The following is a 24,142-nucleotide window of genomic DNA, read 5'->3' on the forward strand; positions in this document are numbered from 1 at the left end:
CTTATTGCCCGTTCGTTCAATCTAGCCGTGCATTGGCGGTCTTTTGCCGCCCTGACCGGCGAGCAGCCGGTTTAAATCCGCCTAGCTGCCCGCAGCACCCGGTTGAGAAGCCTTTTCGCTCGCCTGCTGCACCGGCCGGTCGCGCGCGAGCAGGTCGCGCAACACGATCTCGGTCTCGATCAGCAGGTTTCTCACTTCATGCGCAGGCAATGCATCCAGATGTTCCAGAGCCGATTGCACATTCAGCAAAAGATCAACGCCACGCTGGTGAAGTTTCAAGTTGGCCCCCTGTAACCCGCATAAAGCGCGATTTTAGCCGCTGAAATGTTACCGCGCAAACGAGAGTTTGCATCCTTGTGCAACAAATAGCCGCTAGAAAAAGTCTGGGAGCATGCGGATTGGAGATGTGCCTCAGGGCAGGAAGGCGACTTCCAGATGGCGGTCCGCTCTCGCGACAACCCGGCATCTCTTTTCAATCAGTTCCGGTCCGATACGCAGCGCGAAACCGTCAGGAACGCCGTTCGTGCTCGATACATCGATGCCGGCACCGTCTTCCCCCAACGACCGCACCGTACAGTCGACGGTCGAGGAGCGGTTCTGAAAGATAATGAGGCCGGATTTCAGGACGCGACGCCGATCCGATATCTGCGGAGCTGCCGTGCAGCGGTTGCGCCCCTCATGCTTCGAAACATACATCGCAGTATCTGCCGCAGCCAGCAGCGCGGCAAAATCGGAGACCCCGCGATCAAGCGTCGCAACGCCGAAGCTTCCGGTAATATTCAGTTTTTGAGGGCCGACGTCGATGGGGCTGGAGGAAAGTGCGCTGCGCAACTTTTCGGCCGCGTCCAGCGCGCCCTGGAGGGGCGTCTGGGGCATCAGAATGGCGAATTCCTCGCCGCCCACTCGCCCGAACAGGTCCGATTCGCGCAACGCCGAGCGAACGGTGTTGGCGGCGCCTGACAGCACCAGATCGCCCGCCTTGTGGCCGTGGTTGTCATTGACGGCTTTGAAATGGTCGAGATCGAAGGTCACACAGGACAGGCTATGGCTGTGCCGGCGCGCCGCGGCGAATGTGCGATTGCTTTCTTCCATGAACACGCGGCGAGCCACGCAGCCGGTCAGGTCGTCGGTCGCGACATGCCTGCTGAGTTCCATCGTGGTCATCGCGATTGCCGCGATATCGGACAGGATTTGCGTTTCACGCGCTGTCCATTTGCGCGGCCGGTAATCGATGGCACAGACAGTGCCAACGACCTCGCCTTCGCGGGCCCGAAGCGGCACGCCGGCATAAAAGCGTATTCCGGACGTTCCCGTCACGAAGGGATTGTCGCGGAAGCGAGGGTCGAGTGCTGCATCCTCCACGACCATATGTTCGCCGGAGACGATGACGTGCTTGCAGAATGTGTCAGGCCTCGCCGCCTCCTCATTCGCAAGACCGGTATGGGCCTTGTACCACTGACGGTGCGCATCCATCAGGGAAATGATGGCAACCGGCACGTCGAATATGCTTTCGATGAGCGAGGCGAGCTGCTGGAAGGCGGGGTCGCGGGGCGTATCCAGGATATCGAGCCGATCCAGGGCTTCGAGGCGCAGGGCCTCGTCGACACTCAGCAGCGGACTTGGAACGGCGAGCACATTCTGAGTCATAATCTCTCCTGCCACGCCCACACCGACATGCCCCAAATCAATTAGCAGCAGGTTAATTGCGACGGGTATGCAGTCGACGACTCCCACGCAGGTTCAGTCGAACTCTGCTGCACGCCTATCCAGCGCGCAACGAAACGCATGTTCTGAAAACTCTCGGACAAGAAATCAGGAAATGGCCAGATCGTTGGCCGGCATGGTCGGAGTGGCAGGATTTGAACCTGCGACCCCCTCGTCCCGAACGAGGTGCGCTACCAGGCTGCGCTACACTCCGTGACCAGCAGGCCGGGCTTATAGCGTTCGGCCGCATCGCCCGCAAGCCCGAACCGGCGGACAATCGCTATTTATACGCCGGGCGTCAGTAAGGGCTGTCGACGTCCCCCGTCTCCACGTACACCGACTTGAGTTGCGAGTAGTGGGAAAGCGCGGCCAGCGAATTCTCGCGGCCGATGCCGGACTGCCTGGCGCCGCCGAAAGGCAGTTCGACCGGCGTTAGATTGTAGGTATTGATCCAGCAGGTTCCCGCTTGGAGCTCGCCGATCACCCGGTGTGCGCGCGGCAGATCACGTGTGAATACGCCGGCCGCCAACCCGAATTCGGTATTGTTGGCGCGTTCGATCGCCTCGACCTCGTCGGAGAAGGAGAGCACGCTCATGACCGGCCCGAAGATTTCCTCGCGCGCGATGCGCATGTCATCGGTCACGGCGGTGAAGATGGTCGGTTCCACGAACAGGCCGTTCTCGAAACCCTGAAGCTGCGGCACGGCGCCGCCATAATGGAGCTTGGCGCCTTCGGACTTGCCGATCTCGATGTAGTCAGTGACTTTATCGTGCTGCGCCTTGTTGATCAGCGGTCCCATCTGAGTGTCAGGGTCGAGCGGGTCGCCGATGACGATCTTGCTCGTGCGGGCGGTCAGGCGTTTGAGGAAACGCTCATAGATGCCGTCCTGCACGAAGACGCGGGTGCCGTTCGAACATACCTGCCCGGTGGAATAGAAATTGCCAAGCATCGCGCCGCTGACGGCGTTTTCCACGTCGGCGTCGTCGAAAATGATGATCGGCGACTTGCCGCCCAGTTCCATCGTCGCGTGCTTCATGTGCGAGCCGGCCAGCGACAGAACCTTCTTGCCGGTCGGCACCGAGCCCGTCAGCGAGACCTTGGCGACTGCCGGGTGCGCGACCAGTGCGGCGCCAACGTCGCCGAAGCCCTGAACGACGTTGAAAAGCCCCGCAGGCAAACCGGCTTCCGTGTAAATCTCGGCAAGCCGGAGCGCGGATAGCGGCGTGACCTCGGACGGCTTGAAGATCATGGCGTTGCCCATGGCCAGCGCCGGAGCCGATTTCCAGCCAGCGATCTGGATCGGATAATTCCACGCACCGATACCGACGCACACACCCAGCGGCTCGCGCCGCGTGTAGCCGAAGGGGCCGCCGCCGAGGTCGACATATTCGCCATGATAGCCCGCAACCGCGCCGCCGAAGAATTCGAGGGCCTCGGCGGCCGATGCAGGATCGGCGACCGTGGTTTCCTGCAATGGCTTGCCGGTATCCAGCGTTTCAAGCCGCGCGATCTCGTCGTTATGCCGGTAAAGCAGCTCGGCTGCGCGACGCAGGATGCGGCCGCGCTCGGCGGGGCGCATACGGGCCCATTGCTCCTGGGCGGCGCGTGCGGCTTCGACTGCAAGTTCGACAATATTGCCGGTCGCCGCGTGCAGCCGCGCGATTACCTCCCCGGTGGCCGGATAGATCACCTCGAGTGGCTGGCCTTGCTCGTCGTCCACGAAACGGCCGTTGATGTAGTGCGATGCCTTGGGCTGGGCGCGCATACCGGAACTCCTATCGGTCGGAAATCTGCCAGCGTGGATTGATCCACGGCTCCTGATTGGACGGGCTGAGCGGCTGGCGGCCGAGGATGTGGTCGGACGCCTTTTCGCCCACCATAATGGAAGGCGCGTTGAGATTGCCATTGGTTATGCGCGGGAAGATCGAGGAATCAGCCACACGCAGCCCCTCAACGCCGATCACCCTGCATTCCGGGTCGACAACGCTCCGGGGGTCGTCGGCGGCTCCCATCCGGCAGGTGCCGCACGGATGGTAGGCGCTCTCCGCATGCTCCCGGATGAAATCGTCGAGCTGGTCGTCACTCTGAACGTGCTCGCCGGGCGAGATTTCGCGGCCGCGATAGAGGTCGAACGCCGCCTGTCCGAAAATCTCCCGGGTCAGCCGGATGCAGTGGCGGAAGTCTGACCAGTCGTCAGGGTGGGACATGTAGTTGAAGCGGATGAGCGGCTTTTCGCGCGGATCGCCCGAGCGAAGCGTGACGGCCCCGCGCGACCTGGAGCGCATAGGCCCGACATGGGCCTGAAAGCCGTGCGCCTTCGCCGCCGCCTTGCCGTCATAGCGGATGGCGACGGGGATGAAGTGATACTGGATGTCGGGATAGTCGACGCCTGCTGCCGAACGCAGGAAGGCGGCCGCCTCGAAATGGTTGCTCGCGCCAAGGCCGGACTTGAAGAACAGCCACTCGGCGCCAATGAGCGCCTTGGACCACAGGTTCAGCTTCGAATAGAGCGTGATCGGCTGGAGCGATTCCTGCTGGATGTAGAGCTCCATGTGGTCCTGCAGGTTCTGGCCGACTCCTGGCCTGTCGGCGACGACAGCGATGCCGTTTTCCCGCAGATGGTCGGCGGGCCCGATGCCGGAAAGCATCAGCAGTTTCGGCGAGTTGATAGAGGAGGCGGCAAGCACCACCTCGCGTCGTGCCTTAACGACCTGAATCTTTCCGCGAGCTTCGATTTCCACACCGACGGCGTGTTGATTCTCGATGACCACACGCCGTGCGAAGCCGTTGACGAGATTCACGTTTCTGCGTTTCAGCGCCGGGCGGAGATAGGCGTTGGCGACGGACCAGCGGCGACCCTTATGGATCGTCTGTTCCATCGGCCCGAAACCTTCCTGCTTGGCGCCGTTATAGTCGGGCGTGAGCTCGAAGCCGGCCTGCTGGCCCGCCTCTACGAAAGCGGAATAGAGCGGGTTCTTCCGCGGCCCGCGTTGCACGTGGAGAGGGCCGTCGTGACCACGCCAGCCATCTTCGCCGCCGTGCGAATTTTCCATCCGCTTGAAATAGGGGAGCACGTCGGCATAGGCCCAGCCGGCCGCGCCTTCGTCCGACCAATGGTCGAAGTCGCGGGCATGCCCGCGCACGTAGACCATACCGTTGATGGACGACGAGCCGCCGATCACCTTGCCGCGCGGCGTCGCCAGCACCCGCCCGCCGAGATGAGGCTCGGGCTCGCTCTGGAAGCCCCAGTCGTAGCGGCTCATGTTCATCGGGAAGGACAGGGCAGCCGGCATCTGGATGAATGGGCCGATGTCGGTGCCGCCATATTCGATCACGAACACCGAATGCTTGCCGTCCTCCGACAGCCTGTAGGCCATGGCGGCACCGGCCGAGCCCGAGCCGACGATGACGAAATCCGCTTCAAGCATCGCCGACATGCCGCATGAAATCGGCCAGCGCGACATTGCCGCCCGACGAGACCACGAGGATCGTTTTCCCGGCGACATCCACCTTGCCGGAAAGCAGGGCGGCGAGGGAGGCGGCGCCCGACGGTTCGAGCACCAGCTTCAGTCGCTCAAAGGCGAATTTCATCGCGCTTCGCACTTCCGCATCGCTGATCGTGACGGGACGGGCTCCTGCCTTTTCCATTGCCGCGAAAGGCGCCACGCCTGGCCGGCGCGCCATCAGCCCGTCGCAGATCGATGGCGGGGTCGTCAGCGGAACCGTTTCTATGCCGCCTTCCGAAAGCGAGGTGCCCATGCCGTTGAAGCGTTCGGGCTCGACGGCAACGATTTCGGTTGTCGGTGAGAGGTAGTGAAAGGCGAGTGCCACGCCGCCAATCAGCCCACCGCCGCCAACGGGACAGAAGACGATGTCGGCCGCCGCATTGCGTGCGGCGAGCTGGTCGATCGCTTCGATGCCGACGCCGCCCTGGCCGGCCACGACCTCGGGATCGTCGAACGGATGGAGAAGGGTCAGCCCTTCATCCACGGCGATCTTCTGCGCGCGCTCCAGGGCGACTTCCTCCCGCGCCCGGCTGCCATGCTCCGTTTGAACCACGCGTGCTCCGTAGCCGCGCGTGGCGTCGCTCTTGGCCTTCGGCGCATCGATGGGCATGACGATGGTGACTGGCACGCCGAGCGCCTGGCCTGCCGCCGCCAGACCCTGCGCGAAATTGCCGGAGGAGTAGGCGACGACCCCGCGTTTGGCCTCTTCGGTTGAAAGCTGCTTCAGGCGCCAGTACGCACCGCGCACCTTGAAGGAGCCTGCCCATTGCAGCGACTCCGGTTTGACGAAGACGCGCGCCGCGCCGGTGAGCCCGGCAAGTGCGGCCGATTCAAGCAGCGGCGTAACCTGCGTTGCCTGCGAGGTTGCGGCATAGGCGCGGCGAAGATGGTCCAGATCCGGGATCATTTTGCCCTCAGCGCGTCGTAGGAGACCATCACGTGCTCGGCATAGGCGGGACGGGCGACAAGCCTGTCGTAGTAGGCGCGCAGGTTGGGGGTATCGGCGCGGTCGAAGTCGAGCGTGAAATAGCGATAAAGCAGCGTGCCTACGATCATGTCGGCAAAGCAGGGTTCGTCGCCGCCGAGATACGGACCGTCCGCGAGCCGCGCGTCGAGCATCCGAGCCAGCGGCTTAAGCTTTTCCACGGCGGTCGTGAACGCGGCGGCATCACGGTTTTCCGGCTTCTGGAGAAGCGACCAGAAGACGCCCGTGAGAAAGACAGGGCCGAAGCTTGTCTTGATCCACTCCGCCCATTTGTCGACCCGCGCGCGCTCGAACGGATCGGTAGGCCAGAACGCCCCGGAGCCGTACTTGGCTCCGAGGTAGCGCACGATCGTAGCACTCTCCCACAAGGGTTCGGCATCGCCGTCGATGAGCACCGGCACGAGGCCGTTGGGGTTCATCGCCCGGAACTCTGGCGTGTCGACCTTTCCGAAGCTGTGCCCGGCGTCGATACGATGGCATTCAAGACCGATCTCTGCCAAGGCCCACATCACGATCTGGACGTTCGAAGATGTTGCGCGGCCCCATACGGTGATCATCTCATTCTCCCCTTGGAAAGCGTTGGCGGTCTTCCAGTACGTTCAGGTCCATGTGATTGCGCATGTAGCGCTCGGACGCCTTCTGCAGCGGCTGGAAGTCCCACGGATAATATGCGCCGTTGCGCAGCGCCGGGTAGACAACCCAGCGCCGAGCCTGGCTCTCACGCACCTCGGCGTCGAAGCGGGCCAGATCCCAGCGGGCACGCACCGTCTCCATGAACCGCTGGACGGTGGCCTGATTGACGGGATCGGCCGCGAGATTGGTCAACTCCCGCGGATCGGCCTCCAGATCGAAGAGTTGCGGCGGATCGAGCTCGCAATGGACGAACTTCCAGCGTCCCTCTCGGATCGTGACCAGCGGGGCGTAGGATCCTTCGGCGGCATATTCCATCAGCACCGGTCCAGCGCGCGGCTCGCCACGTGTCAGTGGCAGCAGCGACTGCCCGTCGGCCCACGGCGCCACCGCACTCAAATCCACGCCTGCGAGGTCGCAAAGCGTGGGCAGGATGTCGAGGTTCGATACCGGGCTGTCATGGCGGCCGGCCGGGATTCCGGCGCCGGCAATCATCAACGGCACCCGCGCGGAGCCTTCGAAGAAGCTCATCTTGAACCAGAGGCCGCGCTCGCCGAGCATGTCGCCGTGATCGGAGCAGAACAAGATGACGGTGTCGTCCAGCATGCGCGTGCGCTCGAGCGTGTCGAGCAATTCGCCAACCTTGTCATCGAGATATGAGATGTTGGCGAAATAGCCGCGCCGCGAGCGTCGGACGTCTTCCGGCTGGATGTCGAATGAATCGTAGTCGCTGGCCTTGTAGAGGCGCTGCGAATGCGGGTCCTGCCGCTCGTATGGGATGAAACCGACTTCCGGCTCGAGCTGCTCGCAATCCTCATACAGATCCCAGTATTTGCGGCGCGCGACATAGGGATCGTGAGGGTGGGTGAAGGAGACGGTCAGGCACCAGGGACGGCGTTCGGCGTCCTGCGAGGCGCGCGAGAGCTGGTAGAGCTTCTGGACCGCGTGATGCGCGACCTCGTCGTCATATTCGAGCTGGTTGGTCGTCTCGGCCACGCCGGCCCCGGTGACGGACCCGAGGTTGTGATACCACCAGTCGATGCGCTCGCCCGGCTTGCGGTAGTCGGGCGTCCAGCCGAAATCGGCGGGATAGACATCGGTATTCAGCCTTTCCTCGAAGCCGTGAAGCTGGTCCGGTCCGACGAAGTGCATCTTGCCGGAAAGGCAGGTCTGGTAGCCCGCCATGCGCAGATGATGCGCGAAGGTGGGGATCGACGAAGCAAACTCGGCAGCGTTGTCGTAGACGCCGGTGCGTGACGGCAGCATGCCGCTCATGAAGGCAGCGCGGCCGGGTGCGCAGAGCGGCGAGGCGGTATAGTTGTTGACGAACCGGGCCGAACGCTGCGCCAGCGCCTTCAGGTTCGGCGTATGCAGGAAGTTGGCCGGCCCGTCGGGAAACAGCTTCCCGTTAAGCTGGTCGACCATAATGACGAGAATGTTCGGCCTGCCGGTCATGTGCGAGCGGTCTCCCTTGCCAGCCGGGTTTCGAGATAGTCTTCCACGAGAGCGACGGCGCTGGCCGCATCCGGCGCGCCATCCACGAGCGCGCGGCGGATGTAGAGCCCGTCGATCAATGCCGCGATACCTTCTGCGGTGCGCTCGGCTTCGCGCTCGGGCAGCAGCTCGCGCAGTCCGCTCATGAGATTGGAATGAAGCCGGCGCGTATAGACGCGCAGCAGGCGGCGCATGGGGGCGGAGCGCTGCGCTTCGACGTAGAAGGCGAGCCAGGCCGCGATCGTTTCGCGGCGGAACTGGCTGTGCGCGAAGTTGACCGCGATCACCGCGCTGACGCGGCCCAGCGGGTCCGAGACGCCGGCAAGCGCGGCCACGGAGTCCCTGCCGAGCTCGCGCAGGATGTGCCGCATGGTTGCTTCGAGCAGGTCATCTTTTCCGCCGAAATAATGATGCGCGAGTGCCGCCGAAACGCCGGCGCGCGTGGCGATTTCGGACATCGTGACGTCGAGCGAGCCGCGTTCGCCTATGGCGAGCACGGCGGCATCGATCAGCGCCTTGCGGCGCAGGGGTTCCATTCCAACCTTGGGCATAGCGACTCCTAAAGGGAGCCTATTATTGATTGACCAATCAATCAAGAAAAACGGCGTGTTCGCGCTTGCGAAAAAGGCTTTACGGCGGCGCACAAACAGTTCATCGTTGAACAATATATAAGTATGCGCCGAACCGGATCGGCCATGTTATGTTGAAGTCAGGGAGAGAAGAATGACAGCTTGTATCGTGGGCTGGGCCCATTCGCAGTTCGGCAAGCTTTCCGACGAAACCGTGGAAAGCCTGATCGTCAAGGTGACCAACGACGCCCTCGAGCACGCCGGCATCGGGCCTGAGGATGTCGACGAGATCGTTCTCGGCCATTTCAACGCAGGTTTTTCCGCGCAGGACTTTACCGCGAGCCTCGTTCTACAGGCCGATGACAGGCTGCGCTTCAAGCCGGCGACGCGGGTCGAGAACGCCTGCGCAACGGGTTCGGCAGCCGTGCGCCAGGGCATCCGTGCGCTGGAAGCGAAAGCGGCCCGCGTGGTGTTGGTGGTCGGCGTGGAGCAGATGACGACGACGCCGGGACCCGAGGTCGGAAAGAACCTTCTGAAAGCCTCTTACGTCGTTGAAGAAGGCGACATTCCGGCAGGATTCGCGGGCCAATTCGGCAAGATCGCGGCCGCCTATTTCCAGCGCCATGGCGACCAGTCGGACGCGCTCGCCCGCATCGCGGCCAAGAACCACAAGAACGGCGTCGAAAACCCCTATGCGCATATGCGCAAGGATTTCGGCTATGAGTTCTGCCGCACCGAAAGCGATAAGAACCCCTTCGTCGCCGGCCCGCTGAAGCGCACCGACTGTTCGCTGGTCTCGGACGGTGCTGCGGCGATCGTGCTGACCGACGCGAGCACCGCGCTTTCGATGAAGCGCGCCGTCGCCTTCCGCGCCAACGAGCACGTACAGGACTTCCTGCCGATGTCGAAGCGCGACATCCTGCTGTTCGAGGGCTGCGAGGCAGCCTGGGAGCGCGCGCTGAAACAGGCCGGCGTGTCGCTCGACGACCTGTCCTTCGTCGAAACGCATGACTGCTTCACAATCGCCGAACTGATCGAATACGAGGCGATGGGGCTGGCTCCGCGGGGGCAGGGCGGCAAGGTGGCGCTCGAAGGCCAGACCGAGAAGGGCGGCCGGCTGCCGGTCAATCCGTCCGGCGGGCTCAAGGCCAAGGGACATCCGATCGGGGCCACCGGCGTCTCGATGCACGCGCTGACAGCGATGCAGCTTACCGGCGAAGCCGGCGGCATCCAGGTCGAGGGCGCAAAGCTCGGCGGCATCTTCAACATGGGCGGCGCCGCCGTCGCCAACTACGTGTCCATCCTCGAACGGATCAAATGAAGCCATCCGCCATCGTCACTGGGGGCGCATCCGGCATTGGCCTTGCCACTGTCGAATGGCTCCTCGACGATGGTTGGCCGGTGGCCGTGCTCGATTCCGATCCCGTGGCGCTCGTCGCCGCCGAGGACATGTTTTCGGGCGAGAACGCGGTCTTCATCGGCGTCGACGTCACCGACGAGGAGATGGTCGCCGAGGCTTTCGACCAGGCCGTCGACGCGCTTGGTCCGCTGGGCGGGCTCGTCAACTCCGCCGGCATACCCATGGACGTGTCGGTCATGGAAACCACGGCCGAAAAGTTCCGCGAAGTGCTCGACGTCAATCTGGTCGGTACGCTCATCGCCTCGAAGGCGGCGGTGGAGCGGAAGGCCGAGACGCTGTCGATCGTCAACATCGCCTCCGTCTCCGGTTTGCGTGCAAATCAGGGCCGATGTGCGTATGGCGCGTCGAAGGCAGGCGTGAGGCTGATGTCGGAGGTGATGGCTGTGGAGCTTGCCACCCGCGAGGTTCGGGTCAATTGCGTGGCGCCGGGCCCGATCGACACGCCGATGGTCGCGCGGCTGCATGGCGAGCACGCCCGCAGGCAATGGCTCGATCGTCTGCCTCAAGGGCGCTACGGGGAGCCGGACGAGGTCGCGGCGGCGATTGCCTTCCTGCTGTCGCCCGAGGCGAGCTTCATCACCGGCCAGACGATCGCGGTCGACGGCGGCTTCATGGCAGCCGGGATCATCCGCCGGGACAATTCGTAACACGGGAGACTATTCGACATGAGGAAATGGGCTGCGGTCCTGGCGATGACGCTTGCCACCACTTTTGTGGCTTCGGCGCAGGATGCCGATGTCGACGCCTACGTGCAGGCGTTCTGCAGCCTGCGCGAAGCCGATGGCGGCGCGGCGCGCATCTACCTGCTGAGCCCGAGCCTGACCGAAATGGTCACAGCGGCGCTGGAGAAGAACGCGGCGATACAAGCCGAAACGCCTGAAGAGAAGCCGCCGCTGGGCGATGGCGTTCCCTATCAGGGCTTCCAGGACTACGCGCCCGTCTGCGAGCCGGGTGAATCCGTCGTGGAAGGGGATAAGGTCATCGCCGAGGTAAAATACGCATTTCCGGACCAACAGGACGCCGACGCGATGGACCGGCTGGTGCTCGTGAAGGGCGAGGGTGGGGTCTACGTGATCGACGATATCCGCTATGGTGCGGAGGGTGACAAGAACACGCTGCGCAGCGCGCTTGCCGGGGCTTTCGCCGACTAGCATCCGCAAGGCGGCGGCAATCGACCGGAGAAGAGGAATGCTGACGGCACGCGAGCCGGAGGAGGAAGCGGCGAGACTCGTCATCGACCGGCTCTGGTGCGTGTCGGATCCGGCTGCGGACGGCTTCGAGACGCTGCTGCCGTCGGGCCGGGCGCAGATCATCTTCAGCTTTCAAGTTCCGCTCGATGAGCATGACCCGACAGCGCCGCAACCCCGCTCCGGCTCGCTGCATGTACTGCAGGGGCCATCGACGCAGCCGCGCCGCATTGCGCGTGCGTCGCAGGTGTCGTCCTGCGGCGTGAGCCTCCGGCCGGGCGGTGCAGGCGCGCTCTTTGGCCCGGTGATCGACCGGACGACCGATAAGGTCATCGACCTCTCCCGCTTTTGGGGTGATGAAGCCGGGCAGATCCAGAAGCGGTTGAAAGCACTCGAATCGCATGATGCACGCCTCGATCTCCTCGAAGCGGAAGTCGAAAGCCGCCTGGGCGACTTGGCAGCCGCCGCGCTGCTGGCCCGCAGCATCGAGCGCATGAGGAAAGGTGTCGCCATCAAGAACGTTTGCGAGGGCGAAGGGCTTTCACCGTACGTCTTCAGGAAACTCTTCGTCGCCAATGTCGGCATGACGCCGAAGCGCTACCTCAGGATCGCGAGGTTTCGCGACGCGCTCGGGCGCCTCACGCCGGCTTCCTCACTGTCCGACCTGGCATTCGATGCAGATTTCGCAGACCAGTCGCACATGACGCGCGAGATCGAACAGTTCGCGGCCATGACGCCCGGTCGCCTGCGCGCGAGCAATCGACCCTATGCCGGCCACGTTCGCGATCCTTCCGCGTAGCTTTTCGTTCAAGACGCATCACTGCTCATGACGCTAATGCCGGGGCCCTCAATAGCTGCAGGAGATCGCCATGCCAGATGTTGCCAGCCCGCGGGCGGCCTTTCCCCGCCTGATCGTCCGTGACGCCGATGCCGCGATCGGCTTCTTTGAAAAGGCACTTGGGGCCCGGCTCATCGAACGCTTTGCCGAGCCAGGCGGACGTGTGGCCTTTGCCAGATTGGCCTCGGGATATTTTACCTTTTCACTGAGCGAAGAGGTGCCCGAATGGGGATGGACCTCGCCGATCACGCTGGGCGGTTCTCCGGTCCTTATGCAACTTGACCTGGACGACTGCGGCGCTGTCGCTGCTCGGATGGAGGCCGAGGGCGCGGAGATCGTCATCTCGATCAAGGATCGTCCTTATGGCAAACGGGAAGGTCGCCTGCGCGATCCTTTCGGCCATCTTTGGATTCTCAGCCAGGAGCTGACCACATGATGGTTCTACGCATCGTTCCGAACATCGCGGCTGACAAGGTTGCCGATGTTCGCAATTTCTATGCCGAGCTCTTCGGGCTCGAAATAGTTATGGATTTCGGCTGGATCGCGACACTTGCCACCGACGCTGCCACGAACCCGCAGGTCAGTATCATGTCGGGAGGTGGTTCCGGCGCGCCGGTTCCCGACCTTTCGATCGAGGTCGACGACGTCGACGAAGCCTATCGCCGCGCCATCGCGATGGGATGCACGATCCTTCATGACCTGACCGATGAGCCGTGGGGTGTGCGGCGCTTCTTTACCGAGGATCCGACCGGCAAGCTGCTCAACGTGCTCTCGCACCGCACCTAAAGCCTACCAGAGGTGGGCAATGCCGACGCTGCCCAATGCCGGCACCTTGAGCGCCGGGTTCACGAAGTCGACGCCGGCGACGACACCGAGCAGATGGACCTCCAGCCCGCTCCGCGCCCCTAGGGCGAAACCGGCCAGGCCGCCCAGCGTGACATGAAGGTCCCGCCGATCGGGTGCGAGCCGCACGGAGGCAAACCCGGGGGCATAGTCGCGCCCGGTCGCGTTTGGCGGTAGCCTGATGCCGATGCCGGGGACCTCTCGCAGCACATGGGCAACGAAGCTGTTGGAGTTTGGTCCCGGCCAGATACGGTAATCGCCGTTGTTGCGCCAGGGGTAGTCGGCAATCGCCGCTTCGACCTGCGGAATGAGACGTTCAGCCTCTTCGCCGGTGATGGAATGGACGAAGAAGGGCCGGTTGGAATACCAGTGCGCGTCGGCGGGATAGCCGTTGCGCCGGATCGGCATGCCCCAGCCGACCTTGTCGTAGCGCTCGTAGTTCGCCTCGCCGGGGCGCTTGATGACGATCCAGCTATGCACGGCGAGAGCACCCTTGAGCCCGCCGGTGCGCGCCGCCAGCACATGGATGGCGGCCCCGGCTGCCTGTGCGGGCGGAAGCACGCCACTGGACTGCCAGTTTGCGGCATGCCATGAGGCCGGACGGTCCAGCATCGCCCACCAGGCCGAGGTGGCGGCGACGGGCAACAGGAACACGACCACGAAGACGGCGAATGTGCCCTTGAGAATCTGGAACAAGCGAAAGCCTTTGCGTCGAACGGTATCAGCGATTACAGCCCTCGGAACGCGAAATTCCGGTGAGATAATGGCAAATCCAGTCCTCGTTGAAGTCACGCGCGGTAACATCGTCGAGAGCCGGCACTGTGGCTCGGCCATTGTGGTTGACGCCGATGGCAAGGCGGTGCTCTCGATCGGCGATGTCGACCGGCCGGTTTTTCCGCGATCGGCGGTGAAATCGATACAGGCACTGCCGCTGGTGGAATCGGGCGCCGCCGATGCTTACGGATTCGGCGAACGGGAGATCGCGCTGGCCTGTGCGTCGCATTCGGGCGAGCCGGAACATGCCGCGCTCGCGACCGCCATGCTTGCAAAGGCCGGGCTGGACGAGTCCGCACTTGAGTGCGGCGCGCACTGGCCCTCAGGGCAGGAGGCAGCGCTGGACCTTGCTGCCGGCGGCGGAAAGCCCGGAGCCCGGCACAACAACTGCTCCGGCAAGCATTCGGGATTCTTGTGCACCTGCCGCCATGTCGGTCTGGAACATCGCGGCTATGTCCGCGCGGGGCATCCGCTACAGGAGATGGTGCGCGAGGCGATGGAGGCGGTGACCGGGGCCGCTCACGGTGCCGATGTCTGCGGCACCGACGGCTGTTCGATCCCGACCTACGCGGTGCCGCTTAAGAACCTCGCGCGGGGCTTCGCTCGCATGGCAAGCGGGCAGGGGCTTGGGGCCGAGCGGGCGCGTGCCGCGCGGCGGATATTGGCCGCCTGCATGGCAGAGCCGTTTTACGTTGCGGGCACCGACCGTCTGGATACCCGCCTGATGAAGGCGGCGAGCGGCCGGATCATGGTCAAGACCGGCGCAGAAGGCGTCTATTGCGGAGCCGTGCCCGAACTGGGCCTGGGCATCGCCATCAAATGCGACGACGGCGCCGGCCGGGCTGCCGAGGTGGCGGTGGCCGCGATCCTGGCGAAGCTGTTGGCAGACGATGCCGAACTGGCAGGCGCTCTTCGGGATATGGCAAATCCTGTCCTGCGCAACTGGAACGGGATAGAGGTGGGCCGGCTGAGGCCGACTGCCGAGCTTGTCTAGCTCACGAGATTTCGCTCGACCCTGAGATGGGCGAAGCGGGTTTCGTCGTCGCCGGCGAGATCGCCTGTGGCGGGATCGGCCCAGCGGTATCCGACCACCCCGCGTCCCGCGGCTTCGATGATGTTGTCGGCGACAATCGCCGATCCCGCACCTTCGACCACCGAGACGGCGATGCCTTCGCCCGCCATACGGATGACATTGCCGGTCGCAGCTACATTGCGCAGGAACGGTCCCCAGCCGAGCATCATGCCGTAGCGCGGCGCTTTCTCAATCACGTTTCCGGTCACGGCCGTGTCGGCCTCGACGCTGATGCCGATGCCGAAACCGACGGCCTCGAAGGCTTCGTAAGGAGCTTCGTCGACGAGGTTTCGCACGATGTTGCCGTTGCAAACGGCCATGCGGCCGCCTTCGTTGGAATTTGCGATGGAGATGCCGACCGCCGCCCCGTCGACGATGTTTGAACTGATGACCGCTCCTTCGAACGAAAATTCGGAATAAACCGCCGTTTCGCCGGAGCGCAGGCACTGGTTGCCGGTGATGTGGACGTTGCTGGCGCTATTGGCGCGAATGGCCGAGAAAGCGCAGTCGGCGACGTGGTTGTTCGAGACGATGACGTTGTCGGCGCGAAAGACATTGATGCCGTTGCCGTATTGCCCCGTGCCGCCGCTGCGCGCACCGATCCGCTCGATGCGGTTGTTGATGACGATCGAACCGTCGCCCGCCGCCTCCCAGCGATGCACGAGAATGCCGCCATCGGCACAGTCGGCGACGACGTTCGATGCGATCCGCATCCGGCCGGCTTCGACGCTATAGAGCGCGTACTCGGCAGCACCCGTGATCGTCGATCGCTCGACGGAGCCCGAGACGCGCTCTAGCGCGATTGCCGAGCGCGCGCTGTCGGTCACTTCGCACCGGTCCATGGTGAAGGAAGCCACACGGCGCATCTCGACCAGCGCCTGGGCCTGTTCGCCGAGCGGCCGGTTGGCACCGTCGATCGAGAAGCCCGTGAGGTCCACGGTAGAGGCGTCTTCGGCCGCGAAAAGGAAGCCGCCGCCACCATAGACGATACGGGTCGTGCCCGGCACGCCGATCAGCCGCGTTTCGCGCGGGAAGCGGATGTTGGAGACGACATAATCGCCCGGCGGCAGGAATACGGGCGCGCCGCGCTCGTCGGCCGCGTCGAGCATCTTCTGGAAATTGCGGCTCTGGTCGTCGACAGCGCCGGGCCGGACGCCGAATTCTTCCGCGTTGATGGAGCCGCGGATGGCGGCCGTCACGGTCAGGTCCGACAGAGGTGAAGCCATCGCGCGCGTTGCCAGCCCGCCAAGCGCGAGGCCAATACCTGTTGCGAGAAACTTCCGTCTGTCCATCTTCGATACAATCCCGTCCTGTCAGACAAGCCGAAGCATGAAGCGTGCCATGCGTCGGTGGATCGGCTCGCGCTTGCCGATTCCGGGGTTCGGACCTAGATTCACTCCATGAGCAGAGCTTTTACCCGAGAAGACGATGGCGACGGCGCGCTGCCCGATATTGGAGAGCGGCCCGTCAGCCAACACCGAAACCTGGTGACCCGCGAAGGGCTTGCCGCGATCGATCACGAAGTCACGCGATTGCGCGAAGAGCTCGCACGCGCGGAGGCGGAAGGCGTGCGCGAACGCATAGCGCTCGTTTCGCGAGATCTGCGCTATTGGAATGCACGGCGCGAAACGGCCGAACTGTCAGAGCCGCATGACGACAAGGTCGTACGTTTCGGCATGCATGTCACCATCGTCAACGACGACGATGAACGGCGCACCTGGAAAATCGTGGGCGAGGACGAGACGGACGTCTCAGCCGGCAAGATTTCCCACGTTTCGCCAATGGCACAGGCGCTTTTCGGCAAGAGCGTCGGAGACGTCGTGACCGTTAGCGGCAAGGATTGGGAAATCGTCGAACTCGGCCTTTAAGGCGTGTCGCGATAACAGACCAAGTCAATCGTCCAGAAGCGCATCGAGACGCAGGGGCGGCAGCTTCTCGCAGAAGACCACCCCGTCCGATGGGGGATTGCGGCGCTCCGTTGAAAGCGTCGGCGCGGCGCCCTCGTCTGTACCCTGCCCGTGCAGCGTGGTGCCGACGATCTTCAAACGGTCATCGCGCAAACGCTGGGTGCGTCTTTCGCGCGCCTCGACAACCCGCTTCTGAAGCCGACCAGCAGCGAGACTGGCAAGCAGACCGCCTTCGGATTCGATCTGCCGGAATTCCTCCCAGGCTGCCTCGCACAGCGAAGCGGTGAGGATATCCAGGTCTTCGGAGCCGGTCTGCGGATCGCCGAGCAGGCTGAGATTGGTCTCGTTCGCCAGAATGAGCTGCGCATTGCGTGCAAGCCGCCGCGCTTTGGATTCCGGCAATCCGTGTGGAAGCGTATGCGGCAGCACGCTGATTGTGTCGGCCCCGCCAGCCGCCGCGGCGAACGCTGCCAGCGTAGAGCGCAGAATGTTCGTCTCGACAGCCCGCGCACTCATCATCCTGTACGACGTTTCGACGTGCACCTTGGTCGGCGAAGGCGGAATACCGCATGCTTCCTGCGCCTTGGACCATAGCTTGCGCAGAGCCCGCACCTTCGCGACCGACAGGAACTGATCCTGGTCGACGGACAAGGCGAAACCGATGTGAGGCGTAGCATAGACAAGCGGCTGGCGCGCTTCCTGGAACATGCGCAGGTGAGAGACGGCACTGGCCAGCATCGCGCCGAGCTCCTGTGCCTCCGTCGCGCCGGCGTTGTGGAACACGCGGCCGTCAGCCTCCAGAAGCACAGCCGGAATGCCCATGCCGAAGAAATGCGCCAGCGATTGCGGCATTGATGCCTGCAAGGCCTCGATCGACATCCGCAGACTGCCGTTGCCGGCAAAGATGGCGGCTGGATCGATGCCGAAGGACAGTCCCAAACGCGTCGGGTCAACCTTCTTGCGGCGCATCAGTTCGACGATCCAGTCGACGGACGCGCGGCTCGACGGATGAACGTCGATGCGCAGATAGATCCTGTTCAGGGGAATGTTGTGGAGGGCTGCTGCAAGCGCCTCGGGCTTGGCAGGAAGGCCGAAGCCGAAAGCGTTCGGGGCATCCTCGAAGACGATTGCCAGGCCGGTTGCCCCGTTGGCGATGTCTTCCTGAGCCTGCGCATTCGCACGCTTGGCATCCGAATCGTCTACGCGCTGCACGACGGTCCATCCTGCCGCCGCTCGTGACATCAGCCCAGGCCGAGACCGGTCCTGCCTGATGCTTTCGAATTGCAGGTCGGCATAGGATGGCACTGCGGGCGCTTCGGTGTGCGCAGCCGTGGGGCCACGCACCGATTCCAGCCATTGCGAACGGCCGATCGGCGGAAAACTGCCGGTATTTATGATTGCAGCTTCCATGCCTGCTCCCATCTCCGCCTTATGGCGAGCGTCGTCGCAAGTTTAGGATGCACGCCAGCTTGCTGCAATGCGAAGCGGCACCCCCGATAGGCTTATCACGGCTGATGACGGCATTTCATGAACGCGTGTGTTCATTCGGCAACGGCTAGCATCATCCGCATTGGCAGGGTCCGCCGGGGTGGCTATACCGGCTGGGCAGCCCGTGCCGGCCACGGAAACGATAGCGGAGAGGGAACTCATGTGGGACGAGCAGCAGAAGAGCATATTTCTGGGGGCCAGTCGCAAGCCGGATGACAGCTATCAGCAGCCCGAGGAATTACTGCTGAAGTTCGGCAATCGCCACGGGCTCGTGACTGGCGCGACCGGCACCGGCAAGACGGTGACCCTGCAGATCCTGGCAGAAGGTTTCTCCAATGCGGGTGTTCCGGTCTTCTGCGCCGACATAAAGGGCGACCTGTCCGGCATAGCAATGATGGGCGAGGCCAAGGACTTTCTGCTGAAGCGCGCCGAAACGATCAAGCTGGAGCCGTATGAGTTCGGCGAGTTTCCGGTCATCTTCTGGGACCTGTTCGGCGAGCAGGGGCATCCGATCCGGGCGACCGTTTCGGAAATGGGACCGCTGCTCCTGTCGCGCCTGATGAACCTCTCCGAGGCGCAGGAAGGCGTCATGAACATTGCCTTCCGCATCGCCGACGAAGAAGGCCTGCTGCTCCTCGATATGAAAGACCTGCAGGCGATGCTGGCCAACATGGCCGAACGTGCGTCGGAGATCGGTGCGCGCTACGGCAACGTATCGCGGCAGTCGGTCGGCGCGATCCAGCGCCAGCTCCTGGTGCTGGAACAGCAGGGTGGTACCTACTTCTTCGGCGAGCCGGCGCTGAAGATCAGCGACATCATGCGCACCACGCGCGACGGGCGCGGCGCGATCAACGTGCTGGCAGCCGACAAGCTGATGATGAATCCGCGGCTTTATGCAACCTTTCTGCTCTGGCTGCTCTCCGAACTGTTCGAGGAACTGCCCGAGGTCGGCGATCCGGACAAGCCGAAGCTGGTGTTCTTCTTCGATGAGGCGCACCTGCTGTTTGACGAAGCGCCGCGCGCGCTGGTCGAACGCGTCGAGCAGGTGGTGAGGCTGATCCGCTCGAAAGGCGTGGGCGTTTATTTCGTCACGCAAAACCCGCTGGATGTGCCGGAAACGGTGCTGGCGCAGCTCGGCAACCGCATCCAGCATGCCCTGCGCGCCTATACGCCGCGCGAGCAAAAGGCGGTGAAGACGGCCGCTGATACGTTCCGCCCCAACCCGGATTTCAATTGTTTCGAGACCATCACCCAACTCGGCACCGGCGAGGCGCTGGTTTCGACGCTGCAGGAAAAAGGCATCCCCTCGATGGTGCAGCGCACGCTTATCCGGCCGCCTTCTGCGCGGATGGGTCCGATCACCCCGGACGAGCGCAAGAAGGTGATGGGACTGAGCCCCGTGGCTGGCCAATACGATCAGGCCGTGGACCGCGAGTCGGCGTACGAACTTCTTCAAAAGAAGGCCGAGGAGGCAGCCAAGACCGCCGAGCAGGAAGAACGACAGGCAGAGAAAGAAGCCGCAAGCGAAGGCGGTTCCGGCTGGACGCTACCCGATTTTGGCGGCTCCAGTGGTGGAAACGCGCCGCGAAAGACATCGCGGCGCAGCGGCTATCAGCGGCAGACGGTTACCGAAACCGCGATCAAATCGGTGGTCCGCACGATTGGCTCGACGCTCGGGCGCGAACTTGTGCGCGGTATCCTCGGAAGCCTGAGGCGGCGCTAGCGCCCCTCAGGTAACCCTAAGGCCGGAGGTGACGACGATGGGCGACTTCTCGGCGACACGGTCGTAGAGGTCGATCACGTCCTGATTGATCAGGCGCACGCAGCCCGACGAAACTGACTTGCCGATCGACCACCATTCCGGCGAGCCGTGCAGGCGGTAGAGCGTGTCCTTGCCATCCTGGTAGATGTAAAGCGCACGCGCGCCGAGGGGATTTGTGACGCCGGCGGGCATGCCGCCTTCCCATTCGTTGGTGCCCGGAACCTGGCGCGCGCGGTACTTATCCAGTTCCGGACGCCGTTCGATCATCTCCTCCGGCGGGAACCAGCGCGGCCAGTGCTGCTTCCACTCGATCACGCCGTTGCCCGACCATTCGAAGCCCTGACGGCCAAGGCCGACGCCGTAACGCATGGCGCGTCCGAAGCGCTGGACCACATAGAGGAAGTGGTTGGAGGTATCGACGACGACGGTCCCCGGCCTCTCACCCGTGGGATCGGAGACAACCTGGCGAAGGTAGCGCTGCTCGATCCGGTCGAACGGCACTGCCGGTACGGCGTGTCCACCGTCGTTCACGGCCGCGTACATGGAAACAGGCGCACCGAGTTTTTGTTCGATCGGACGAGCTTCCTCGATCACGCGGTTGCGCTGGGGCGGGCCGTTCGTCGTGCAGCCAGCGAGCGCTGTTGCAGCGGCGGCAGCGGTGGCGGACGCAAGCAAGGAGCGTCGGGTCATCAATGGATTGGTGGGGGCGGCGGACACGTCGGCTCCTTGGACGATTCAAGCGACAGAAATGAAGCGGAAGCCGGACACGAGTTTCTCCCCGAAACCAATCCCCGATCCGGCTCTGTGGACAGGTGATCCTGACTTTGTCAGAAACATGGATAACAATTACCTAACACAGCCGGTGCTCGACCACTGTTGCCGCACCGCAACAGAGGCGGCAAATGACTTTCCACGGCGTGGTTGTCGGAGCTAGAGAGCTTCGAGCCCGTTGAGTGACGGAAGGATGAGCGCGGGCGGGTGATCCCTGTATTCGTCCGGCTGGCCGGTCCGATTGATCCACACTGTCCTGAACCCGAATTTGTGAGCTCCCGCGACATCCCAGCGGTTGGAGGACTGGAATGACACCGACTGTGGATAGAGGCGCCATGCGGTCGTGACCATCTCGTAGACATCTGGAACGGTCTTGTAGCGACCGATCTCATCAACGGAGAACACTTCGTCGACGACGGTGTCGAGCGCGGCCGATTTTACGGCCGATTCCAGCATGGCCGGCGAACCGTTGGACAGGATCGCAATGCGCCCCCCGGCGGCCTTGAGTGCTGCGAGTACGGCCGGAACCTCGGGAAAGCAGTCGAGTCGCCAATAGGCGTCCAGCAGTTTGCCGCGCAGCGCGGGATCGGCGGTCGGAACCTTGAGGAACGCGTAGTCGAGCGCTTCTTCCGTCAACTGCCAGAAGTCCCGGTAGCTGCCCATCAGTGTCCGGACCCATGAATATTCAAGCTGCTTGGCCCGCCAGATCTCCGAAAGGGCCTGTCCATCGGGTCCTATTTCGCCGGCATGGCGGCGCACGGCCGCGTGCACGTCGAACAGTGTACCGTAGGCGTCGAAGACATAAGCGGAATGAGTCATGGCAGTTGCACCTTTCGCGGCCGACTTGATCCCAATGGCAGGATGCGGTCAAGCGATGGCTGCCGTTGGGTCTGGACCGAAAGAAGCCGCCTCGCTGTCGGTTGACGCGGCGCGGCAAAGGCCGTTCGATGGTGTACATCAGAAGAAGGAAAGCCAGCATGAGCCTGTCCACCCCAGCGCAAACAACCACATGGACATTTGTCGATGGCGACTGGCACGAGGGCAACGTGGCCGTTGTCGGCCCGCGCAGCCACATCATGTGGCTCGGCTCAAGCGTTTTCGATGGCGCACGCTGGTTTGAAGGGGTTGCCCCCGACCTCGATCTTCATTGCAAACGCGTCAATGTTTCCGCGATCGCGCTCGGCCTGAAGCCGACCAAGACCCCCGAGGAAATCGTCGCGCTGACCTGGGAAGGTTTGAAGAAGTTCGACGGCAAGACAGCGGTCTACATACGGCCGATGTACTGGGCTGAGCACGGCGGCTATATGGGCGTGCCCGCCGATCCCGAATCGACGCGCTTCTGCCTGTGCCTCTACGAAGCGCCGATGCTGGAGCCGACCGGCTTCTCGGTTTCCGTGTCGCCGTTCCGTCGCCCTACCATCGAGACGATGCCGACCAACGCCAAGGCCGGCTGCCTTTATCCCAACAACGGCCGCGCGATTCTCGAGGCGAAGATGCGCGGCTTCGACAACGCGCTGGTGCTCGACATGCTGGGCAACGTCGCCGAGACAGGATCGTCGAACATCTTCATGGTCAAGGACGGCCATGTGCTCACGCCGGCGCCGAACGGTACGTTCCTGTCAGGCATCACCCGATCCCGCACGCTGACGCTGCTAGCCGAGGCAGGCTACAAGGTGGGCGAGCGCACGTTGAGCGTTCGCGATTTCATGGAGGCCGATGAAATTTTCTCCACCGGCAACCACTCGAAAGTCGTGCCAATCGTGCGTATCGAGAACCGCGACCTCCAGCCGGGGCCGGTCGCCAAGAAAGCCCGCGAACTCTATTGGGAATGGGCCCACTCCTGATCTTTGGCCTGATCGCGGAGCAATTTTCACATTCCGCGCGGAACGGTGTTGCGCCCGTGCGGATTGCCCCTATGTAGAAGCTGAGCCATCAACCCATTCATTTAAGCAAGGGAGAATTTGCCATGGCCTTCGAACTGCCCGAACTGCCTTACGATTACGAGGCCCTGCAGCCCTACATGTCGAAGGAAACGCTGGAGTTCCACCACGACAAGCATCACAAGGCCTATGTCGACAACGGCAACAAGCTGGCCGCCGAAGCGGGCATGGAAGATCTCTCGCTGGAAGAGATCGTGAAGCAGTCGTATGGCAAGAATCCCGGCCTCTTCAACAATGCGGGCCAGCACTACAACCACATCCATTTCTGGAAGTGGATGAAGAAGGGCGGCGGCGGCAAGAGCCTGCCGGGCGCGCTGCAGAAGGCGGTCGACAGCGACCTCGGTGGCTACGACAAGTTCCGCTCCGACTTCATCAATGCCGGCACCACCCAGTTCGGTTCCGGCTGGGCGTGGCTGACGGTCAAGAACGGCAAGCTCGAGATCACCAAGACGCCGAACGGCGAGAACCCGCTGGTGCATGGTGCCGAGCCGATCCTCGGCGTCGATGTGTGGGAGCATTCCTATTACATCGACTACCGCAACGCGCGGCCGAAATATCTGGAAGCCTTCGTCGACAGCCTGATCAACTGGGATTATGTGCTGGAGCGCTACGAAGCAGCGACCAAGTAAGCTCCGTATCGATCGGACTTTGGAAAGGCCCCGGGCGACCGGGGCCTTTTATTTTTGCCCGGACGCGGCACGCGATCACGCAACCGTGACGAGTGTGCCGGGCGATTTGACTTTGACTATGCGAAGAATCCGCGAAGATCGGTCCGAAATTCCGTTCCAGCCATTGCCAGATATCGGAGCCCTTCATGAAATTGTTCGCATATGCCGCAGTAGCCCTTACGGCCATGAGCGTCGCCGCCGCCGCCGACGCGTTGGAAGACCGGCAGAACCTGATGAAGGAGCGTGGCAGCTTGATGCGCATTCTGGCGCCGATCGCCCAGGAAAAGCAGCCGTTCGACGCGGCAACCGTGCTCGATGCGCTTGAGAAGATGAACGCGAACGCGCAGGCCACCACCGACGTGGCGGCACTTTGGCCCGAGGGAAGCAATACCGGCGATACCGAATCGTCTCCGAAAGTCTGGGAGGACATGGCGGGGTTCCAAGCAGCCAACGACAAGTTCGCCGCCGACACGGCAGCGGCAGTCGCGGCTGCCCCGCAGGATCTCGCCGCATTCCAGGCGGTCTTCGGCCCCGTCGCCAGCAATTGCGGCTCCTGCCACGAAGCCTATCGCATGTAGGCTCGG

The 24,142-nt window shown here is 63.2% G+C and carries 25 protein-coding genes and 1 tRNA gene; 12 read left to right on the forward strand and 14 right to left on the reverse strand.

All coding sequences use genetic code 11. The annotated features are described in order from the left end of the window. Positions 1-81 precede the first annotated feature (81 nt). The 9 genes from V1479_RS08775 to betI form a co-directional block, all read right to left on the reverse strand. Positions 82-279, reverse strand: a complete 198-nt coding sequence (locus V1479_RS08775; RefSeq protein ID WP_368802570.1) for a hypothetical protein — start codon at positions 277-279, stop codon at positions 82-84. Positions 280-411: 132 nt separating this feature from the next. Beyond that, the gene (locus V1479_RS08780; RefSeq protein ID WP_368802571.1) at positions 412-1,647 is read right to left on the reverse strand and encodes a sensor domain-containing diguanylate cyclase; all 1,236 of its coding nucleotides are present in this window, start codon (positions 1,645-1,647) and stop codon (positions 412-414) included. Positions 1,648-1,841: 194 nt separating this feature from the next. Next, a tRNA-Pro gene (locus V1479_RS08785) sits at positions 1,842-1,918 on the reverse strand. A gap of 84 nt (positions 1,919-2,002) precedes the next feature. Further along, the gene (betB, locus tag V1479_RS08790) at positions 2,003-3,469 is read right to left on the reverse strand and encodes a betaine-aldehyde dehydrogenase (RefSeq protein WP_368802572.1); all 1,467 of its coding nucleotides are present in this window, start codon (positions 3,467-3,469) and stop codon (positions 2,003-2,005) included. A 10-nt stretch (positions 3,470-3,479) separates the two neighbouring features. Then, positions 3,480-5,132, reverse strand: a complete 1,653-nt coding sequence (gene betA / locus V1479_RS08795) for a choline dehydrogenase (RefSeq protein ID WP_368802846.1) — start codon at positions 5,130-5,132, stop codon at positions 3,480-3,482. Continuing rightward, positions 5,125-6,117, reverse strand: coding sequence for a threonine/serine dehydratase family protein (locus tag V1479_RS08800; protein ID WP_368802573.1), 993 nt, complete (start codon positions 6,115-6,117; stop codon positions 5,125-5,127). The genes betA and V1479_RS08800 overlap by 8 nt, the downstream gene beginning before the upstream one ends. Beyond that, positions 6,114-6,752 carry a glutathione S-transferase family protein gene (locus V1479_RS08805; RefSeq protein WP_173190191.1) on the reverse strand — a complete coding sequence of 213 codons (639 nt, stop codon included), beginning with the start codon at positions 6,750-6,752 and terminating at the stop codon, positions 6,114-6,116. The genes V1479_RS08800 and V1479_RS08805 overlap by 4 nt, the downstream gene beginning before the upstream one ends. Before the next feature lies 1 nt (position 6,753). Further along, complete coding sequence (betC, locus tag V1479_RS08810; protein ID WP_368802574.1) at positions 6,754-8,280, reverse strand: choline-sulfatase; 1,527 nt, start codon at positions 8,278-8,280, stop codon at positions 6,754-6,756. After that, positions 8,277-8,870: a transcriptional regulator BetI gene (betI, locus tag V1479_RS08815; RefSeq protein WP_368802575.1), complete on the reverse strand. Its 594-nt coding sequence runs from the start codon at positions 8,868-8,870 to the stop codon at positions 8,277-8,279. The genes betC and betI overlap by 4 nt, the downstream gene beginning before the upstream one ends. 172 nt (positions 8,871-9,042) lie before the next feature. Here betI and V1479_RS08820 point away from each other — a divergent pair, with 172 nt between their 5' ends. The 6 genes from V1479_RS08820 to V1479_RS08845 all read left to right on the forward strand — a co-directional run bounded on the left by V1479_RS08820 (position 9,043) and on the right by V1479_RS08845 (position 13,119). After that, positions 9,043-10,209 carry an acetyl-CoA acetyltransferase gene (locus V1479_RS08820; protein ID WP_368802576.1) on the forward strand — a complete coding sequence of 389 codons (1,167 nt, stop codon included), beginning with the start codon at positions 9,043-9,045 and terminating at the stop codon, positions 10,207-10,209. Then, positions 10,206-10,955: an SDR family NAD(P)-dependent oxidoreductase gene (locus V1479_RS08825; RefSeq protein WP_368802577.1), complete on the forward strand. Its 750-nt coding sequence runs from the start codon at positions 10,206-10,208 to the stop codon at positions 10,953-10,955. The genes V1479_RS08820 and V1479_RS08825 overlap by 4 nt, the downstream gene beginning before the upstream one ends. An 18-nt stretch (positions 10,956-10,973) precedes the next feature. Then, complete coding sequence (locus V1479_RS08830; RefSeq protein WP_368802578.1) at positions 10,974-11,459, forward strand: hypothetical protein; 486 nt, start codon at positions 10,974-10,976, stop codon at positions 11,457-11,459. A gap of 37 nt (positions 11,460-11,496) precedes the next feature. Continuing rightward, the gene (locus V1479_RS08835) at positions 11,497-12,294 is read left to right on the forward strand and encodes a helix-turn-helix domain-containing protein (protein WP_368802579.1); all 798 of its coding nucleotides are present in this window, start codon (positions 11,497-11,499) and stop codon (positions 12,292-12,294) included. Positions 12,295-12,364: 70 nt separating this feature from the next. Then, positions 12,365-12,769, forward strand: a complete 405-nt coding sequence (locus V1479_RS08840) for a VOC family protein (RefSeq protein WP_368802580.1) — start codon at positions 12,365-12,367, stop codon at positions 12,767-12,769. After that, positions 12,766-13,119 (forward strand): VOC family protein, encoded by a 354-nt coding sequence (locus tag V1479_RS08845; RefSeq protein ID WP_368802581.1) that lies wholly within the window; start codon positions 12,766-12,768, stop codon positions 13,117-13,119. Before V1479_RS08840 ends, V1479_RS08845 begins: the two co-directional genes overlap by 4 nt. Before the next feature lie 3 nt (positions 13,120-13,122). On the opposite strand, the gene V1479_RS08850 is transcribed toward V1479_RS08845, so the two are convergent. Then, a complete protein-coding gene (locus V1479_RS08850; RefSeq protein ID WP_368802582.1) occupies positions 13,123-13,872 on the reverse strand; it encodes a DUF3750 domain-containing protein in 750 nt (249 codons plus the stop codon). 67 nt (positions 13,873-13,939) lie between these two features. Here V1479_RS08850 and V1479_RS08855 point away from each other — a divergent pair, with 67 nt between their 5' ends. Beyond that, on the forward strand, positions 13,940-14,944 hold the full coding sequence (locus tag V1479_RS08855) for an asparaginase (RefSeq protein ID WP_368802583.1): 1,005 nt from the start codon (positions 13,940-13,942) through the stop codon (positions 14,942-14,944). Here V1479_RS08855 and V1479_RS08860 read toward each other — a convergent pair. Beyond that, positions 14,941-16,314, reverse strand: a complete 1,374-nt coding sequence (locus V1479_RS08860) for a TIGR03808 family TAT-translocated repetitive protein (protein ID WP_368802584.1) — start codon at positions 16,312-16,314, stop codon at positions 14,941-14,943. The two genes, V1479_RS08855 and V1479_RS08860, sit on opposite strands and share 4 nt — an antisense overlap. A 108-nt stretch (positions 16,315-16,422) precedes the next feature. Here V1479_RS08860 and V1479_RS08865 point away from each other — a divergent pair, with 108 nt between their 5' ends. Continuing rightward, positions 16,423-16,890, forward strand: a complete 468-nt coding sequence (locus tag V1479_RS08865; RefSeq protein WP_368802585.1) for a GreA/GreB family elongation factor — start codon at positions 16,423-16,425, stop codon at positions 16,888-16,890. Positions 16,891-16,914: 24 nt separating this feature from the next. Here the strand turns inward: V1479_RS08865 and V1479_RS08870 are convergent, their stop codons facing one another. Continuing rightward, positions 16,915-18,339 (reverse strand): methylmalonyl-CoA mutase family protein, encoded by a 1,425-nt coding sequence (locus V1479_RS08870; protein WP_368802586.1) that lies wholly within the window; start codon positions 18,337-18,339, stop codon positions 16,915-16,917. A gap of 238 nt (positions 18,340-18,577) precedes the next feature. Here V1479_RS08870 and V1479_RS08875 point away from each other — a divergent pair, with 238 nt between their 5' ends. Beyond that, a complete protein-coding gene (locus V1479_RS08875) occupies positions 18,578-20,140 on the forward strand; it encodes a helicase HerA-like C-terminal domain-containing protein (RefSeq protein ID WP_368802587.1) in 1,563 nt (520 codons plus the stop codon). A 6-nt stretch (positions 20,141-20,146) separates the two neighbouring features. Here the strand turns inward: V1479_RS08875 and V1479_RS08880 are convergent, their stop codons facing one another. Further along, a complete protein-coding gene (locus tag V1479_RS08880) occupies positions 20,147-20,869 on the reverse strand; it encodes a L,D-transpeptidase (RefSeq protein WP_368802847.1) in 723 nt (240 codons plus the stop codon). 240 nt (positions 20,870-21,109) lie between these two features. Continuing rightward, on the reverse strand, positions 21,110-21,769 hold the full coding sequence (locus V1479_RS08885) for a haloacid dehalogenase type II (RefSeq protein WP_368802588.1): 660 nt from the start codon (positions 21,767-21,769) through the stop codon (positions 21,110-21,112). A 158-nt stretch (positions 21,770-21,927) separates the two neighbouring features. On the opposite strand from V1479_RS08885, the gene V1479_RS08890 reads away from it, so the two are divergent. From V1479_RS08890 to V1479_RS08900, 3 genes are all read left to right on the forward strand, one after another. Next, positions 21,928-22,794, forward strand: a complete 867-nt coding sequence (locus V1479_RS08890; protein ID WP_368802589.1) for a branched-chain amino acid aminotransferase — start codon at positions 21,928-21,930, stop codon at positions 22,792-22,794. 122 nt (positions 22,795-22,916) lie between these two features. Then, positions 22,917-23,519, forward strand: coding sequence for a superoxide dismutase (locus V1479_RS08895; RefSeq protein ID WP_173190221.1), 603 nt, complete (start codon positions 22,917-22,919; stop codon positions 23,517-23,519). Between the two features lie 185 nt (positions 23,520-23,704). Beyond that, positions 23,705-24,136: a c-type cytochrome gene (locus V1479_RS08900; protein ID WP_368802590.1), complete on the forward strand. Its 432-nt coding sequence runs from the start codon at positions 23,705-23,707 to the stop codon at positions 24,134-24,136. Positions 24,137-24,142 lie beyond the last annotated feature (6 nt).

Origin of the sequence: Neoaquamicrobium sediminum (genome assembly GCF_040970315.1) — a bacterium.
Classification (GTDB): domain Bacteria; phylum Pseudomonadota; class Alphaproteobacteria; order Rhizobiales; family Rhizobiaceae; genus Aerobium; species Aerobium sediminum.